This window comes from Bacillus sp. 103mf (assembly GCF_900116295.1).
Taxonomy (GTDB): Bacteria; Bacillota; Bacilli; order Bacillales; family Bacillaceae_G; genus Bacillus_A; species Bacillus_A bruguierae.
In genome coordinates, this window is the sequence record NZ_FPAF01000001.1 from 152,289 (window position 1) to 169,882 (window position 17,594).

The following is a 17,594-nucleotide window of genomic DNA, read 5'->3' on the forward strand; positions in this document are numbered from 1 at the left end:
CTCCTCGCTTTTATTAATTTCATTTCCCTGCAGATACTTTCATTCCAAAATCTGATACGACTTCAACATATGGTGGATATGCTTGAAGTTGATTTAGATCATTTTCAAATAAAATATAGCCTTCGGCATCTGATGCTACTTCTCTAAAGTTAGCAAACTTGTATGTGATATACATTACTCTATTACGATCTGTTTGTTTAAAATCAGCAAATACTTTTTTCCCTTGCTTTTTCGCTTCATTTAAAATGGCTGTTAATAAGATTGTTCCGACCCCTCTTGACATGACACGGCATGACATTAGCAGCAGTTTAATATGCCATGCATTATTTTTTTCTTCTATTAAAGAGAGACCAATTTTTCCATATGAACCATACTTGTCATCCAACTCACAAATGAGTAAAATATGTGAGTCTGATACTCTGAAATGATTTAATTCCTTATAATCATACGTATAACCACTTGTATTTAATTGATTTGTGCGAACTGTCAATTCTTCAGCTCGACGTAAATCATTTTCTTCAGCCTGCATAATGCTAAATTTCAAATTGAGTCCAGCCAGAAATTGCTCAGAAGGTCCTTCAAAGCTATCTTCATCCTTCTTTCTACAATCATCCTCAAGATACATTTCCCTTCTTCTTTTAGCATCTTCCGTAATAAAATCAGGTTTTAATCTTATATCTTCTATTAGATCTTTATAATTTTTTGCATCCCAACATGTTATAGTTGGATGCACACTTTGAACTTCTTCTCTTTCAAACACTTGGTCATCAATAAAGAGAAGAGTATCCTTATTAATGTTTAAATTCTTGCTAATTTTGTCTATTGAAGTAGATTTAGCATTCCAATTGATTTCAGGATATAAAAAGAAGTGATCTATACCAAATTCTTTCAGTTTATTTAAAACAGTCTGTTTATCATTTCTACTTGCTATTGAATGTAAAATTCCTCTTTCATCAAGCTGAGTTAATATTTCTTTCATTGATTCTTTTAATTTCACCTCATCAGACTCAAGTAAGATACCTTCCCATAATGTATTATCTAAATCCCATACAACGCACTTCACTTTTTTATTCATAGCATTTTCTCCTTTCACTCATAACTAAAGAATCCTTTTCCTGACTTTTTCCCAAGCTGACCTGCATCAACCATTTTTACTAATAGCGGACACGGACGGAATTTAGGATCTTTATAGCTTTCGTATAATACAAGAAGTGAGTTCAATATAGTATCAAGACCAATTAAATCAGCTGTTGCAAGAGGTCCCATTTTATGCCCAAATCCATCTCGAAAGATTTTATCGACATTATACGGTGTTCCTACTTGATCTTGAACCGTCCAGATACTTTCATTAATAGTCAACATCAATACACGATTCGAAACAAATCCAGGAAAATCATTTACAACAACTGGATTTTTACCAAACGATTTTAAAAAGTGTTTGGTAGTTTCAACCGTATCATCAGATGTTTCATGGCCTTTAATTACCTCAACGAGTTCTTTTAAAGGAACAGGATTCATAAAATGAGCGCCGATTACCTTATTTGGATAATGCATAAGTGCTCCAATCTTTGTAATAGAAATGCAACTTGTATTTACAAAATAGATTGTGTTTTCATGACAAATATCTCTTAATTTTTCATAGATTTTTTGTTTCACTGACCAATCTTCCGTTACATTTTCAATAATAATTTCTGCTCTTGCAAAATCGTTAATATTTGTACTAAAATGAATATTTTCAAGTACCTCTTCAAGAGAGGACTTAATTACTCTTTTTCTTACTAGCTGCACTAGTTTGAACGTTTTCCTGATATTTTCTTCTGCACCTTGAAGTTTTTCTTCATTTATGTCAGTTAATATAACCTTATAACCATTCATTGATAAATCTAGAGCCATATCGGCACCCATAACTCCGGCCCCAACAACACCTACATATTTCATCTCCATTTTCCTACCACTCCTGTTCGATTTAAAATATTATTAATATATGAAACTACTTCTTCAGGCAACTGATTGATAAAAAAATGATCCCCGTTAAATTCATAAAAACGACAGTGACTTTTTGTATATTGACCCCATTCATCTAAATCAAAAAGCACGGACGGCAAATCATGTTTTCCATAAAAAATAGAAATATCGCACTGCACAGAATGAACAGCTTGACACTTATATGTTTCTAGCAATTGAAAATCTGCTCTTAATACAGGTATAAAGAAGTCGAGAATTTGATGATTCCTCCTATATTCTTCAGGTACTCCCCCCATATTAATAATGGCTTCCTTGAGCTCGTTATCTGGCAATTGATGAAAAACTTTTTTCTCGGCGATATGTGGGGGAAAACGCCCTGAAAAAAATACATGCACAGGCTCTTTTTTCTTTTCATCTTTTATTTTTCTTTGTAATTCATATGCTAGAAGTGAACCCATACTATGTCCAAAAATCGCAAACTCCTCATCATAACTGAGATGCGGCTGAACCTGTAAGTAAAGATCTTCAACTACTGTCAGTACGTCATGGAGCAACGGCTCCGCCATCCTTGTTCCATGTCCCGGTAATTCTAGCGCTACTAGTTCAAGCGACTTATCTAAAAATCTTTTCCACGAACTAAAGATTGTGCTTGAACTTCCTGCATATGGTAGGCAGAATAATTTCATAACAAAGTACGCTCCTTTTCACAAGCATCCACTAACCACTCTAAATACTCTCTTTCCATTTGAATAATTCTTTCTAAAGGCTCTCCTATACGTGTCGCATAATCTAATATATGACTTTCTGAAAAAAACATTTTTGCAGCCTGATACCGAGCTTTTTCCCATTCTTGTATCATTTCATTAAATAATTTAATAACGTTCTTATCCATAGATGGAAGATATGACAAACGATACTGCTCAATTTTTTTTGTATTCATTATTTGATTAAATGATTGAAGTAACTTTTCGGAATTCGTGATTGTATGTAACCGATTGATAAAGAGCTTAAAACTTTCTAAACCATTAAACATTATCTTTATGTTTTTAGTCATATTTTGAAGAAAATAAACTTCTCGGTCTTGAAACATAAGTGCATTAGCTTTTTTTTGTTTTGAATCATGATAAAAAGCTGCATAAGAGTGAAATGTATGATGAGGGTTAAAATAGTCATGAAATCCATAGTATCCCTTTTTTACATCTTGAAAAGAAATCTGACGAATTTCATATGACAAATTATCATAATAACGGTTTTCTAAAATAGTAAACTTTTGTTCATTTTCTTGGATGCCAAAAATTAATACACAGTTGCGCTCATGCTTAGATAAGTATTCCGATCTGTAGGGCTGCGCATACATATCCATCCATATAATGATTGGTCTTTCTTGAAGCAGATCTTTTTTTAAATTCAAAATGAGATCATCATTTTTAAATTGTTTATCTGTAAAAATCCCTTGCAGATTCATTAGCTTTTCAGGATTATATACAGACATACTTTCCATTTTTAAGTAACCATCTTTGTCTGTAACATATGAATAACTGTCATTCAGGAGGTATGGATAAAGCTCTTCATGAAACGAGCGCACTACTGAAAAATAACAATTAAAAAAACAGCTTCGGTAAAATACGTCATTATATGGCTGAATATGACGAATCTGCTTGTCAACACTCATATACTTTACCCCTTTTGGTTTCTAATTTAGTGAAACTTTTGATAATTCTAAATAAACAAACACCTATTAGCATTACATAAAAACCAATAGATAAATAACGAAGTGAATAAGGCCCCCATATCAAAATCAAATCCCAGGGCAAACCTTTAAAGAAAACTTGCGAGATCAAACTCGGTATCAAGAAACCTAATATCAAAATAAAAAACCACATTGCTATCGATAAAACTACTCGGCGGTTTAGTACCTGCCACCCTCTTATTCCTCGGTGCATTTCTTTTATAAAAACGAATGCACGATACGTGATGATAAAATTAACAAATATACATAATATAAATACAATCACAGATAACGCGTCGATGAATTGAAAAGGATCAGTCATATTACTGTTTGCTTTTTCATTCGCTACTGTATGCAACACTTTCCTGGCTGCCAGCTCTGTATAAGCACTGTTCATATTTGCTAGAACACCAATAGCTAGGTTCTCTTCCGGCCGGATGATGAAAAAAGACGAATAATTGGGATTAGAACCTCCATGAAAAAGTTCTTGCGTATGATATTTATCCTTTTTTATATACCACCCGTAGTTATAGTACACTCCATACTCCTCTGTTCTAACTTTCAAATCCGGTTCATGACTCTTTTTTATAATTGAATTGTTTTCGTTTAATTGATACTGAAGCCATTTTGCCAGATCATTTGCATTCATAATGATATAGCCTGCTGGTGTATTTCCTTTATATTCAGGTGCTTCGTATGCACTGGCTTTAAAAAAATTCAGTTTAAAACCTTCTGCAAATTCGTCTTTATATACATCCTGCCTTCCTGCATACGTACGTGACAAATTGAGTGGTTTAAAAATCTGCTCAGTTATATATTCTTCATACGTCTGCCTTGAAATTTTTTGGATGATATAACCTAGTACGTCATAATTAATAGTAGCGTATTGAAATGCAGTTCCTGGCTTACGATCGAGTTCAATCCCACTGATATTCTCGACTGTGTGCTGTAAAGCTTTTTCACTAGAATCCGCTTTTATACGAGCAATGGATGATAAAGGAATACCACTTGTATGATGAATCAATTGTTCAATTGTTATTTCTTGTTTTTCTCCATGGTACATAGCATGAAATCCTGGTATATATCGACTAACAGGTGCTTTTAAATCGATTTTCTCATTCTGAGCGAGCGTTAAGATCGCCAATGAAGTGAACGCTTTCGATGTGGACCCTAGCTCAAACAATGTTGAACTAGTAACCATTTTATTACTATGGTCATTTATGTGACCAATCCCCTTGCTATAAATGACGGTATCTCCTTTAACAACAACAACTGACATACCTGGAATCTTACCTTTTTTCATTTGTTGTTCAATAATTTGATTCAATGCATTGTAATCATTTTTCGCACTACCCACATCAGCATTCATCACAATAACCAATAAACAGAGAGTACATACTATCCAAACCTTTAATATAGAAGGTAATTTTTCAGCTCTCATTACCTAAACAATGAATCCATTTCTTCTAAAGATATAGAGGCTGTCTCAAAATCGGATGGTGTAAACTCGGTATAATTCTTCTCACAGCAATGGTTTGTTATTAGCTCCAGCTGATACAGCAGTTCATCCATTAATTCCTCCATCTGCTGAATTTCATACGTGTGGTGACTGAATGCCAAATTAAAAGTAAGTTGTTGATTATGAATACTTGCAGTTAGATCCAAATGTGTAGTCAGTTGATTTTCTGGCGAAGACTCATTTCCAGAATTTAGATATGATATACTGTAACCACATTTATCAGTTAACATTTGATCAATTTCTCCTAAATAATTAAATCTTAATTCTGGTTTTTGATGAGGAAGAAACTGATTGTTTAAGTAAGCCAAAATACCATAGCCCATCCCTTTTCGCGGAATCTGTCTGAATGTTTCTTTTACGGAACGTATATGTGCCGATAAACTCTGCTCCATACTGAAATTAGCAGGAAACATTGTAGTAAACCACCCTAACGTTCTTGAAAAATCCATATTCCCTTCCATCTGATCTCTACCGTGCCCCTCTAATTCTAATGAGACGATATTTTGACTTGTACATTGATGACAAGCACGTGTTAGAGCTGCAAGCAGCAGTTCATAAATTCGCGTTTGATAAGCTCTATTCGCTGTACTTAGAAGCTTCTCAGTCATACTTAAATCTAATTTCCGTTGCATTTTCATACTATCTTTTACTTTTTCCTCTCCTTTATTTTGATTATATAAAGGCTGGATGCGTTTCACTTCTTTTAGCCAATATGCCTGCTCACTTAATAATTCTTCAGATTTAGCTAATTCATTTACCTTCTCCGCAAATACTTGGTATGAATGAGTTTTTAAAGGCAATCTCCATGTTTCACCCTTATGAATAGCATTATAAATATTCAGAAAATCTTCTATAAAAACTTGCCAAGATACACCATCAACAATAAGATGATGTGCTGTGAACAGCACCATAGTTTTATTTTTCGTTTTAATTAATCCAATTTTCAATAAAGTATCACTATATATGTCCATAGTTTCTCTTAATTGTGGTCCAAGTCGTTTTATTTCCTCATCTACTTGATCCTCAGTTAACAAGGATAAGTCATAACTTTTTATTTCTATATCCTGCATAGCGTTATCATAATAAAGTCTATTATTTTGGGTTTTTACCTTTATCCTTAATGCATCATGATGATTTAAAAGAATCTGTACAACTTCTTTTACTTCAGCCTCTCTTATTATATTTTCCGAAGATAACATAACAGATTGATGCCAAAAAGCAGGTTGATTCAAACCTAAACACCAAAACCATTTTGTAATAGGCGTTTCCATTACTTCCCCTTCTGTTTGTGCTTGTGGAATTTCCCTTACTGGTTGATTTCCCACAACACTTGCTAGCTCTTTGAATACGGGATAAGTAAAAATGTCGTTTGTTTTTAAATACAATCCTTTTTCTTTTAATTTAGATACATATTGGATAGCTTTAATTGAATCTCCGCCTATTTGATAGAAATGATCCTCTAACTTAATATTCTGTCGCCCCAGCACTTCTTGTGCAATTTCTAACAAAAGACCCTCTAATGCTTTTTGTTGGTTGTTCAATTCAAGATGACTACCCAAATGCTTTAAATCTAGAGTTGGCAGTGCACCTCTGTTTATTTTTCCATTTTGTGTCAAAGGGAGCCTGTCTACAGGAACAAAATAGGATGGAATCATAAAAGCAGGAAGCAACCTCGCAAGTTTTTTTCTTAAAAGAAAGGTTGTTGATTCTTCCGTCTGTACAATATATGCTACCAACTGTTTTTGCTTATGTTCATTATCAAACGCCACAACTACAGCTTCTTCAATTTCATTCAAAGAAAGTAATGTCAATTCAATTTCATCTAATTCTATTCGATAGCCCCGTATTTTAACTTGGTTATCTTTCCTTCCTAAATATTCAATTTTTCCATTTTCCAATCTTTTCCCGAGATCTCCTGTTTTATACATCCTTTTGCCCTTAACAAATGGATTTTCCATAAAATTTTGTTCCTGTAAATTTAGTCGTTTCCAATACCCTTTTCCTATTCCATCTCCTGAAATAAACACTTCACCAATTTCCCCTGGCATTACTGGCTGACGCAACTCATCTAAAAGGTAAATCTCCGTATTTTGAATAGGCAAACCGATTGGAACAGATTTATGTAAATCCGTATTTACATCATATTTATGAATCATACATCCCACTGTAGCTTCAGTCGGTCCGTATTCATTAAAAATTGTGATTTGGTTCTTTCCTGCTTCTACTATTTTTTTTGCTAAATCCGTTGATAACTGCTCTCCCCCAACAATTAATCTCTTAACACTGGATTTTGATATATCACAATCTTTTAGTAAAGATAAATGTGCAGGTGTTAATTTGATCACTGTCGTTTTATTTTCTCTAAATATGCGTTGAATAACAAACTCTGTTGTATCTTCTTGTCTATAAATAACAATTTTGCTCCCTGTTATTAAAGGCGTAAATATAGAAGTAACTGTTAAATCAAATGAAATGGATGAATATAAGGCAAAACTATCTTCATGAGATGTTATATAATTGTTAGAGGAGGATGTAATATAATTCACAAGATTTTGATGTGCAATAATAACCCCTTTAGGCTGGCCAGTAGACCCTGAGGTATAAATCATATATGCAGTATCTGTTGGGGAATTTATTGTATGCAAGTATCCCGCGTCATATGGTGTAAAAATACTCAACTCAAAGCGAATAATATTTCCACTGAATGTACAGTTTTTTATCTGCTCTACGGTTGAATCTGTTACAAGAAAAGTTGATTCACTATCTTCTAATATAAAATCCATACGCTCTACAGGATAATCAGGATCAATGGGTACATAAGCACCACCCGCTTTTAAAATCCCAAGCAGCAAAGCAATCATTTCTGGAGAATGATTCATACAAACTGCAACAAAATCGTTACGCTTTAAGCCTTTTTCTAAAAAATAACGGGCGATTTTATTTGAATATTCTTCTAATTCCTGGTAAGATAACACCTTATTTTGATCTTCAATTGCTACCTTATTTGAATGTAATCTTACCTGTTCTTTAAATAGCTCATAAATAACTTTTTCTTTAGGATAATCAGTTTTCGTCTGATTCCACTCATAGATTTCTTCTTCTAACTCATGATTATTTAAAAGAGATATATCCTTCATACAAATTTCAGGATTCTGTAAAACATTTTCAATTAATATATTTAAGCGTTCATTTAGAAGATCTATCTCGTCTTCCCTATAGTCTAATTGCTTATAATCAAACTGGAGTTCTATAGTCCCGCTCTTATCCCATTCCTTTATCACAATTTGTAAGGAATACGGTTGATATCCGTTATAAAGTTCAATATATTCTACTGAGTTCCCATCAATATCAGATACCATATTAGTACTATATGAATTAATATAGATTTGAAAAAGCTGTTCATAACCTTCTTTAGCTAACTGTAATTCTTTTACAAGTACGTCATATGGATAACGCTGATGTTGAAAATATTTTAAGTATGTTTTATTGATTTCTAATAAAAAAGTTGAAAAGGGTAAATTTAAATTTATCTTTTTTCTAAATGGCATTGTACTAACAGTCATTCCTGCTGTTTCCTTTTCCTTATTCCCTGACCTATTAAGAACAGGTGTTCCTATAATTAAATCATTTTGAGCAGATGCTTTACTTAAATAACAGAATACCGCGGCTGTAAATAGTGCATTAAGAGAGCATCCCTGTTCTTTTATGAACTGATAAATCTTTTTTGATTGGACAGCACCAATTTTGAATGTCTTTCGATTCCCATTAATTTGCTCAGAACTTTTCTGCAAATAGATTCCTTTCAAATCTGAAAATTCGTTCTTCCAAAAATCTTCATCTTTCTTAAATCGTGAAGATTCCATATATTTCTTTTCTTTTTCACCCCAGATATAGTAATTGTCGGATTTTTCAATGGGATTTTTTTCTTCTACGAGTTGCATATAAAGTTTCTCGATTTTATCAATAATAATTTTCATTGACCATCCATCAGCAATAATATGATGACACTTGATAAGATAACCACATGTATTTTCATCAATCTTTAGTACAGCAAATTTAACAAGCGGATTTTCCAAAAACAAGAATGGTTGTTGAAATTCTCTTTCGGCCCATTGTAACATTCTTTCTTTCGGGCACTCATCGTTAGAAAAATCGTAGAATGGAATCTTTATATGATTATTTTTTTTAATATATTGTAAGACCTCCCCATCCTTACTAGTTAAATGGACTCTTAATGCCTCTGTTGTTTGAATACACGACTGAATTGCTTGCTCTAAATACATAAGGTTTAATTTTCCTGTTATTTGAATAATGCCACCAATATGGTTTATGGGAATATCTGGATAAAAATATTCAATGTTAAGTATTCTTTTTTGAGGGTGTGTCAACGGAATATATTGTAATTCGACAACCAAAAATGCCACCTCTTTCTTCAAAATGTAACCTGACATTATTGAACCATATTTTTCTAATATTGTACATTTCATTTCCATTTTTCTCTATATTTCTCAAGTTTTCTGTGGATACTTTTGTTCATTATTAAGACTTAGGGCATTTATAAAAAGTAAAATTCCCCTTACAATCTTTATCATCGGGATTTTTTATTTCAACCAATATATACCTTTATTTGTTTATCTTTCATGATAAAATGTAATTGATTTTTATACTCAAAAAACATTTTGAATTATCAGTCTTTTTAACTTGAATATCTATAACGTAATTTGGGGGGAAAGCGGGATGGGAATACATACAAAAAAATTTATCAATAATTTAGAACAAAAAATAACATTTTGCCTGGGGAAAGTATTAAGATCCTTACAATATGATGAAAAACATACATCTAACCAAGTCATTCAAAATATTATAAACGATATCAATATAATGATGAGCTTAATTGAGGTTTATATGGTTATAGAAGAAGAATCTATCAAAGAATTAAAACATCTTCATACCCAACTAATTGAGACTCGATCCTATATTGAAACGGAATACGAGAGATTACAAGTGAGCAGTTAAAAAAAGAATTAAAATATATTAGGATGTATATTAATTTGATTCATTCTTGAAATTGTATATAATCATCAACTACTAAACAAAGTTTTTTTAATCATTACTAAACCATTTATATGTATATTAATGAACGAAATAACGAAGTTACGGATAGTACATGAAACAATTATGGTATGTCATCTATATATAAATTTGTGGCGTATTCAAATAATAATGGTGAGATAAAAGAAAAGAGGCAAGTTTATGGAGGTATATGCAGTCAAAATTCTTGATATAACTAATGAGCAATTAAACACCCTCAGTTTATTAATTGATACTAAAAAAGAAATAGAATTGAAAAATTTATAAAAAAAAGAGATAAACTTAGAGCTTTAATTGGGGAAATATTACTAAGATCAGTAATTAATCAAAAGTTCAATATTCATCATAAAGATATCATGTTTTGCAAAAATAATTACGGAAAACCATATTTAAAGAATCATCCCACTATTTCATTTAATCTATCTCATTCCGGAGATTTTGTTGTATGTGTATTTGATAATCATCCTGTAGGAATTGATATTGAAAAGATAAAAATTATTGAGTACATTAGTTTAGCTAAAAAATTTTTTACAAAAAAAGAATACAACTATATAATGAAAGGTGATTTCCGGCAACAACTAGATAAATTTTATGATATATGGACGTTAAAAGAGAGCTTTATTAAATGTTGTGGTAAAGGTTTATCCTTACCCTTAAACTCTTTTTCTGTTGAAATATATGGATGCAACGACATCAAATTAGTTACAGATAGTAGTTCCGCAAAATATACTCTTCAAATTTTAGAAATAGATCCCGAATATAAAATGTCTATGTGTACATTACATACAGATATTACATCTAACATAATAATTTTAAATCAAAATGAATTGATTAATAAATATCGTGAAATCTATACAAAATAATATACACACTAATAATGGGTATTGGTTCTAGTGAAAATACATAATAAAGAATGAAAAAAATATGCTACCTAACGGATTTGTATCTTATTCCAAAAATCCAAACAATTACCGAATGGATTTTCTCTTATTTTGAACAGACTCACCTTATAAATCTTGTCGTCTTTTTAAATCATTCGCATCATCTTGATTCCAATAACCATCTTTTTTATTGTCTGAAACGTTTTCAATCCAAGCGCATTACGAATCCATTTTCTCTTGCAAGTTCTTCTAAGAATACAGGTGTAACATATTGTTGTAATTCTTCTACAAATGGTTGTAGTTCATCTTGAATCGAGAGATTCATCAAAAAACGTCATCCTTTCTAATCTAGCTTGCTTAGAAAGAATAACGTTTTTTGATACTTTGGGGGTATTAAAATGTCTTAAGTTGATGGGCATGTGTATAAAGTCATATACTTATTAATTACAATTTTTTGACACGTACCTTATTTACTTTCTCTATTATGCATCGAATCTTCTGTTAATTCCCAATCCCAGTATATCACAATTACGGGTCTCTACATTTGATGAATTACAATTTAGAAATACTCCAGTTATTACTTAGGAAAAAAGTTTGATCAAGCATACTAATCAAACGAATAGTTACGGCCTCACTATGTCTAAAGCCTCTGAATTAACAATACATTTAACACTGCATTTAATTATATTTCTATTAAAATCCTTCGCTTTTCCTAGCCTTTAAAGAGATTTCAATGATCATATCCAATAGCTTGCTATAAGGGATTCCCACCGCATGAGCGCTTTTCGGCAGTAAGCTGTTTTTTGTCATCCCCGGCAATGTATTAACCTCCATGACATATGGGATTCCATCTTTTATAATCATATCAACTCTAGCATAAACACTGCATTTTAATGCTTTATAGCAGGCCATTGCAGCCTCGGCGACACGCTTTTGAGTTGTGACCGGAAGTTCTACAATCTCTTCAATCGTAGCCGCATCATCGTATTTCGCATGATAGTCAAAGAACTCAGCCACATGTTGAATCGAAATAATCGGTAAAAGTTTTCCGTCCAAAATGGAACAGGTAATTTCTTCACCCTTTATATATTTTTCAATTACGATTTCAGAATCCCATTTCAATACATCCTCAAGCGAGGATAGTAAAGAATCCTGATCGTATACGATTTTCACCCCTACACTAGAGCCACCCGAATTAGGCTTTACCACTAACGGATACCCCATTTTTTCGATTTCATCAAGCTGAAGTTCTTCCATATTCGAAAGATGAATCCAATCCGGAGTTTGAATTCCTTCATAACGAATCAATTTTTTCGACATATTTTTATCCATACAAATACCGCTTGATAACATGACACTTCCGGTATATGGAACGCCGAGCGTCTCCAGTGTACCTTGAATCGTACCATCCTCCCCATATTCTCCGTGAAGCGCTAACAAGGCAATATCGATATTCCTTACCTTTTCAATTAGCTCTTTTTTGTTATTTAGTTGAATAGGCACAATTTCGTACTTACTTTTATCCAAATGGGAAATCATTTCTTCCCCAGTCATGAGGGATACTTGTTTTTCGGAGGACACGCCTCCCATAATTACGCCAACTCTCACTTTTTTCAACTCCCATTTTCATTTTTCAATGTATCTCCAATTATCTTAATTCCCTTAAGAATATCCGCTTCTTTTAGCCGAGAGAATCCTAATCGAAACGTATTACTTCCCCTTCCATCCGTGTAAAAGACGTCTCCAGGAGAAAAAACAACTCCCTTTTCATAGCATTTTTTCAAAAGTGTACGCGAATTCATTCCTTTTTCTAACTCTATAAAAAGATGAAGTCCGCCATCCCCTGTCATTCTTTGAAAAGGAATGTATTGATTGCAAGCATGAAGGGCTAGTTCATATTTTTTCTTATAAACTGACTTGGCCTTTTTTAAATATTTTTCAAAATAACCATCATGCAAATATTGATAAAGCACCGCCTGATCCAGCGTGGATGTATGAATCGTTCGTGCCCTTTTCACACTTTCCAAACAGTGGATTAATTCCTTGTCTGCTAAAATCCAACCAACACGTAATCCCGGAAAAAGAATTTTTGAAAAACTGCTGATATAGATCACATTGTTGCCTAATCCGGCGAAAGTCAATAACGGTGCTAAATGGGAACCTGAATAACGTAATTCCTCATTAAATCCATCTTCCACAATAGGAATTTGATATTTTGAAAAAAGTTTCATGATTTCAGTTCTTTTTTCCGAGGACGTGACAATCCCGGTCGGATTATGATAGGACGGGATTAAGTATGCAAAATCAAAATCCATTTCGGATAAAATTTTCTCAACTTCACAAATATCGATACCATCATCCTTCATTTCTATTCCGTAGATATCAAGTCCATATAATCGAAAAAGCTTTAATGCGGCATGATGGGTAGGATTTTCGCAAATAATACGCCCAGATTTTTTAGCTAAGGAAGACAATAAAATATCCAGACCCTCGGTGAAGCCATTTGTGATCAGAATATCCTTATTGGAAATATCTACGCCTTTCATTTCCATATAGTGAAGAAGGTAATCAATTAGGGGTTTATAGCCTTTTGCATATCCGTAGTTCAAAACGATATCTCCTTCAATAGACATTCGTGTCAGAAAAGCCCTTTTAAAATTTTCAACATCAAAAAGCTTTTCGTCTGGGGCAATGCTATTGAATGAAATCATACCTTTTTTCCAGCGAACACCGTGCTTCATTAAATCTAATTCATCAGCTAGCAAGGTAACTTCATTGACCTTTTCTTTCCAGTTCAGTTCGATGGATGGAGTTTTGGCTGTTTTGACTTTCCCTACAAAATTTCCTTTTCCCTTTATTGCATAGATTAGACCTTCTTGTTCTAAATCTGCGTAAGCAGTGAGCACAGTATTTCTGCTGATCAATAATAATTTACTAAGTTCTCGGGTAGATGGAAGCTTCTGGTGCTCCAGCAGGTGTCCTTTCATAATCATTTTTTTTAAATAATCCTTTAATTGAATATAAACAGGACGATTATCCACAAGCTTAAAATCATTAAACACTTCCTTGACCCCCTTGCTATCATTTTTGCATAACTATATCTATCCCAAAAGGTCCACAACATAGGTATTTTCTTTAACCAGTGGTATGGTTTTAGGCACCATTCATACAACTTTAATATGAAGAATGTGGAAAATTTAAATTCACTTCACCTTCTTATCCAAGAATAATTAAACTTTTTTAATTATTGAACTTTACTTAAATGATACATTAGTCGGTGTTGCGTAATCTACAAGTAGATCAAAAGGTGAGATAATTTATGCCGAGAAGTAACAATGAAAAATAATTCATATATCTTATTGATGAATCTAAACGTAAAAAGTAAAAGTAAAAAGAGAAAGATATTTCTGCGCCTGCTAGCCCGAGAAAATACCTTCCTCTTGTACACAAGAACAATTTTAGAAATAATGATGAAACAATCCTTTATTTGCAACTTCAGAATAATGTTTGATTAAAATGAAATTATAAAACTTACTTTAACGACTAACGGAAGAACTCCATTTTAAATTACCGTATACTATTAAATAAATTTAAAAGGTGTTGAGCATTGATATGCCAACACCTTTATATAATTTTACACTTTTTTATACTAAATTAGTTCATTATAGACTTGCTCCAATTCTTTTCGAAGTGCTTGCTTCAGAAATTTCCCAACTGAAGTTTTCGGAATTTCTTTCAGAAAGACAATCTCATCTGGTAGCCACCATTTTGCAAATTGTGGTTTTAAAAAATCATATAGTTCTTCTTTTGTAACAGATTGACCTTGTTTTACAACAACACATGCAACAGGACGCTCTTGCCACTGTTTATGCGGCACTGCAACAACAGCCGCTTCAAATATTGCTTCATGTGCCATTAAAGCATTTTCTAAATCAACAGATGAAATCCATTCTCCCCCGCTTTTAATTACATCTTTCGTTCGATCGACAATCTTAATACACCCTTCTTCATCAACCGTAACGACATCTCCTGTATATAACCATCCATCTCGAAATCCCTCTGCTGTTCGCTCGTCTTTATAATAACTTGCCGCAATCCAAGGAGCACGTAAGCATAGCTCGCCCATTTCTTGTCCGTCCCATGCTACATCTCCGTTTTCTCCAACAACTTTCATTTCAACACCAGGTACTAAATAACCTTGCTTCGCACGTATCGTAAGTTGTTCTTCATATGGTAGTTCACGTTCATAACTTTTCAAACGCGCAAGCGTGACAAGCGGACTTGTTTCTGTCATTCCATATGCATGCACAAATGGGACATTGTATTTTTGTTCGAAAGCTGCAATCACACTTTTCGGCGCAGCTGCACCGCCGCATAAAATTCGTTTCATATTTGATAGATCATAACGATTCTTTTCTAATTCTTGCAGCACACCAAGCCAAATTGTTGGCACACCGGCTGCCAATGTTACTTTTTCTTCCTGCATCATTTCTAATAAAATTTTCGGTGTAAACATCGGTCCAGGAAGAACTTGCTTTGATCCAAACCATGTTGCTGCAAACGGTAATCCCCAAGCGTTTACATGAAACATAGGAACAACCGGCATAGCAGCATCACTTTCAGAAAGTGCCGCTGTATCTGCAAGCCCAAGCGTCATACTATGCAAAACAGTACTGCGATGTGTATATACGACGCCTTTGGGATTGCCTGTTGTAGCTGATGTATAGCACATACCAGCCGGCATATTTTCATCAATATCTTTTAAAAATGAAAAATTAGGATTCCCTTCTTCAAGAAGTTGTTCGTAGTGGTATACAGATTGAAGCGAAGTTTCAGGAAGCTCTTTTTTATCGGTCATGATGATATAAGCTTGTACAGTTGATAATTCCTCTTGCATTTTCTCAACAACCGGTACCATATCTTCATCAATGAGTAAAATGCGGTCTTCTGCATGGTTAATAATATAAGAAATATGCTGCGGAGATAAACGAATGTTAATCGTATGCAGGACAACACCAATACTAGGAATCGCAAAATATGCTTCTACATGACGATGGTGATTCCATGCTAATGTGCCAACACGTTCTCCTTGCTTCACACCTAATTTTTGCAGCGCGCTAGACAAACGTCTCGTTCGCTCACCTAACTCCTTATACGTTAACCGTGTAATTGTGCTATGTGTACGAGAAATAATTTCTTTCTTCGGGAATAACTTCTCTGCTCTTTCGATCATCGAACTAATTGTTAATGGCACATCCATCATCATATTTCTTCTCCCCCTTATAAAAACGCTTTCATTTTTAGATATTACAAAAGGACTTATTAACAGTTCATTATGCTGTCATAAGTATAAAAATTGAAAGTTATTTTGTCAATATTTTTAGAAAATTTAGATAAATATTGATATATTTTAAATTTTTCTTTTTAAATAAAGCACTGCCAAACATTCATGTTGATATTGACTAAAAGAGAGCCACCATAGAGCCAAGAACTAGGGAATCATTCTTGGGTATGCAACTACGAACGGAGTCCACGAAAGACTGAGGCTAGACAACCAGAGCTTTTTTTAAGCCCCCACTTCAAAACGTGTTAGCGTTTAAGTGGTGGGTAGTTGACTACAAAGGTCTTCTTCTCATCCATTGCGTCGCAACCCATTTTTCACCTTTGATAACAGGTGCACCGCCATGTAAAGTGAGTTTGTTTAATGATGCATCCTGATAAAAATATTCGAAATATACCGCCATTCCTTTTTTCGGAGATACAGAGAGGTTGAGTTTGGGAAAGAAAGTCTCTCCGCCTTCTTCTACATGATTTAAGTACATGACAAGAGTGCTCATACGATTGTTATTTGCTGCCGCACTGTTTTCTGCGAAAAAATCATAATGCGCTTTATATTCTTGGCCAACTGTATACTTTAAAATCTGTAACCCTTCTCCATGTTCAATAGGAACATTCATGATCGAAGCAATTCGTCTTTCGATTCTAGTAGTGACCTCACTTTCTTCTAAAAACGTACCACTACTCGTCCGAATGTCATTTATTTTGCGCGAAACACCAATTTTAGAACGTTTCATTTTATTTTTGGACATTTGCATTAACATTTCACACTCTTCATCACTTAATACATTTGCTAACACGACAATAAGAGGCTCTTCTAATCTTGAAATAATTTGGATTTCTCTATCTTCTGTTACAATTGTGTTTCCAATGTGGTTAAAAATCGTGAGTTCCTTATTTTCAATTGTTTGATTTTCCGTTGTCATGTTCCCCATCTCCCTTAAAAATGATTGGATAGTATAAATATATCACATTTTTCTTTCTATTCAGTTTTTTAAAAAATTAAAACAAGGACTATTCCGTTGTATTTTAACCATTGTCATAAAAAACCTCGACTCACTTTGGAATCGAG

General features: G+C 33.4%; 13 protein-coding genes. 2 read left to right on the forward strand and 11 right to left on the reverse strand.

Annotation, left to right across the window (positions count from 1 at the left end; translation table 11 throughout):
- Window positions 1-19 precede the first annotated feature (19 nt).
- The 6 genes from BM350_RS00720 to BM350_RS00745 all read right to left on the reverse strand — a co-directional run bounded on the left by BM350_RS00720 (window position 20) and on the right by BM350_RS00745 (window position 9,700).
- Window positions 20-1,075: an HAD-IIIC family phosphatase gene (locus tag BM350_RS00720; protein WP_090913203.1), complete on the reverse strand. Its 1,056-nt coding sequence runs from the start codon at window positions 1,073-1,075 to the stop codon at window positions 20-22.
- Between the two features lie 14 nt (window positions 1,076-1,089).
- On the reverse strand, window positions 1,090-1,944 hold the full coding sequence (locus tag BM350_RS00725) for a 3-hydroxyacyl-CoA dehydrogenase family protein (RefSeq protein WP_090913201.1): 855 nt from the start codon (window positions 1,942-1,944) through the stop codon (window positions 1,090-1,092).
- On the reverse strand, window positions 1,935-2,651 hold the full coding sequence (locus tag BM350_RS00730; RefSeq protein WP_017151592.1) for a thioesterase II family protein: 717 nt from the start codon (window positions 2,649-2,651) through the stop codon (window positions 1,935-1,937). Before BM350_RS00730 ends, BM350_RS00725 begins: the two co-directional genes overlap by 10 nt.
- On the reverse strand, window positions 2,648-3,637 hold the full coding sequence (locus BM350_RS00735) for a cysteine peptidase family C39 domain-containing protein (protein ID WP_090913198.1): 990 nt from the start codon (window positions 3,635-3,637) through the stop codon (window positions 2,648-2,650). The genes BM350_RS00730 and BM350_RS00735 overlap by 4 nt, the downstream gene beginning before the upstream one ends.
- On the reverse strand, window positions 3,627-5,063 hold the full coding sequence (locus BM350_RS00740; RefSeq protein ID WP_244547921.1) for a serine hydrolase domain-containing protein: 1,437 nt from the start codon (window positions 5,061-5,063) through the stop codon (window positions 3,627-3,629). Before BM350_RS00740 ends, BM350_RS00735 begins: the two co-directional genes overlap by 11 nt.
- A 71-nt stretch (window positions 5,064-5,134) precedes the next feature.
- Window positions 5,135-9,700 (reverse strand): amino acid adenylation domain-containing protein, encoded by a 4,566-nt coding sequence (locus tag BM350_RS00745; protein ID WP_348272191.1) that lies wholly within the window; start codon window positions 9,698-9,700, stop codon window positions 5,135-5,137.
- 250 nt (window positions 9,701-9,950) lie between these two features.
- On the opposite strand from BM350_RS00745, the gene BM350_RS00750 reads away from it, so the two are divergent.
- Entirely contained in the window at window positions 9,951-10,229 is a 279-nt protein-coding gene (locus tag BM350_RS00750) for a hypothetical protein (RefSeq protein ID WP_090913192.1), read from the forward strand.
- A gap of 431 nt (window positions 10,230-10,660) precedes the next feature.
- Window positions 10,661-11,167, forward strand: a complete 507-nt coding sequence (locus BM350_RS00755) for a 4'-phosphopantetheinyl transferase family protein (RefSeq protein WP_244547922.1) — start codon at window positions 10,661-10,663, stop codon at window positions 11,165-11,167.
- 223 nt (window positions 11,168-11,390) lie between these two features.
- On the opposite strand, the gene BM350_RS27800 is transcribed toward BM350_RS00755, so the two are convergent.
- The 5 genes from BM350_RS27800 to BM350_RS00775 all read right to left on the reverse strand — a co-directional run bounded on the left by BM350_RS27800 (window position 11,391) and on the right by BM350_RS00775 (window position 17,448).
- Window positions 11,391-11,513 carry a hypothetical protein gene (locus BM350_RS27800; protein ID WP_280141360.1) on the reverse strand — a complete coding sequence of 41 codons (123 nt, stop codon included), beginning with the start codon at window positions 11,511-11,513 and terminating at the stop codon, window positions 11,391-11,393.
- A 365-nt stretch (window positions 11,514-11,878) separates the two neighbouring features.
- Window positions 11,879-12,793, reverse strand: a complete 915-nt coding sequence (locus BM350_RS00760) for a D-alanine--D-alanine ligase (protein WP_090913190.1) — start codon at window positions 12,791-12,793, stop codon at window positions 11,879-11,881.
- Between the two features lie 5 nt (window positions 12,794-12,798).
- On the reverse strand, window positions 12,799-14,247 hold the full coding sequence (locus tag BM350_RS00765; protein ID WP_090913188.1) for a MocR-like pyridoxine biosynthesis transcription factor PdxR: 1,449 nt from the start codon (window positions 14,245-14,247) through the stop codon (window positions 12,799-12,801).
- A 587-nt stretch (window positions 14,248-14,834) separates the two neighbouring features.
- Window positions 14,835-16,451: a long-chain fatty acid--CoA ligase gene (locus BM350_RS00770; protein WP_090913186.1), complete on the reverse strand. Its 1,617-nt coding sequence runs from the start codon at window positions 16,449-16,451 to the stop codon at window positions 14,835-14,837.
- 349 nt (window positions 16,452-16,800) lie between these two features.
- A complete protein-coding gene (locus BM350_RS00775; RefSeq protein ID WP_090913184.1) occupies window positions 16,801-17,448 on the reverse strand; it encodes a 2OG-Fe(II) oxygenase in 648 nt (215 codons plus the stop codon).
- Between the last annotated feature and the right edge of the window lie 146 nt (window positions 17,449-17,594).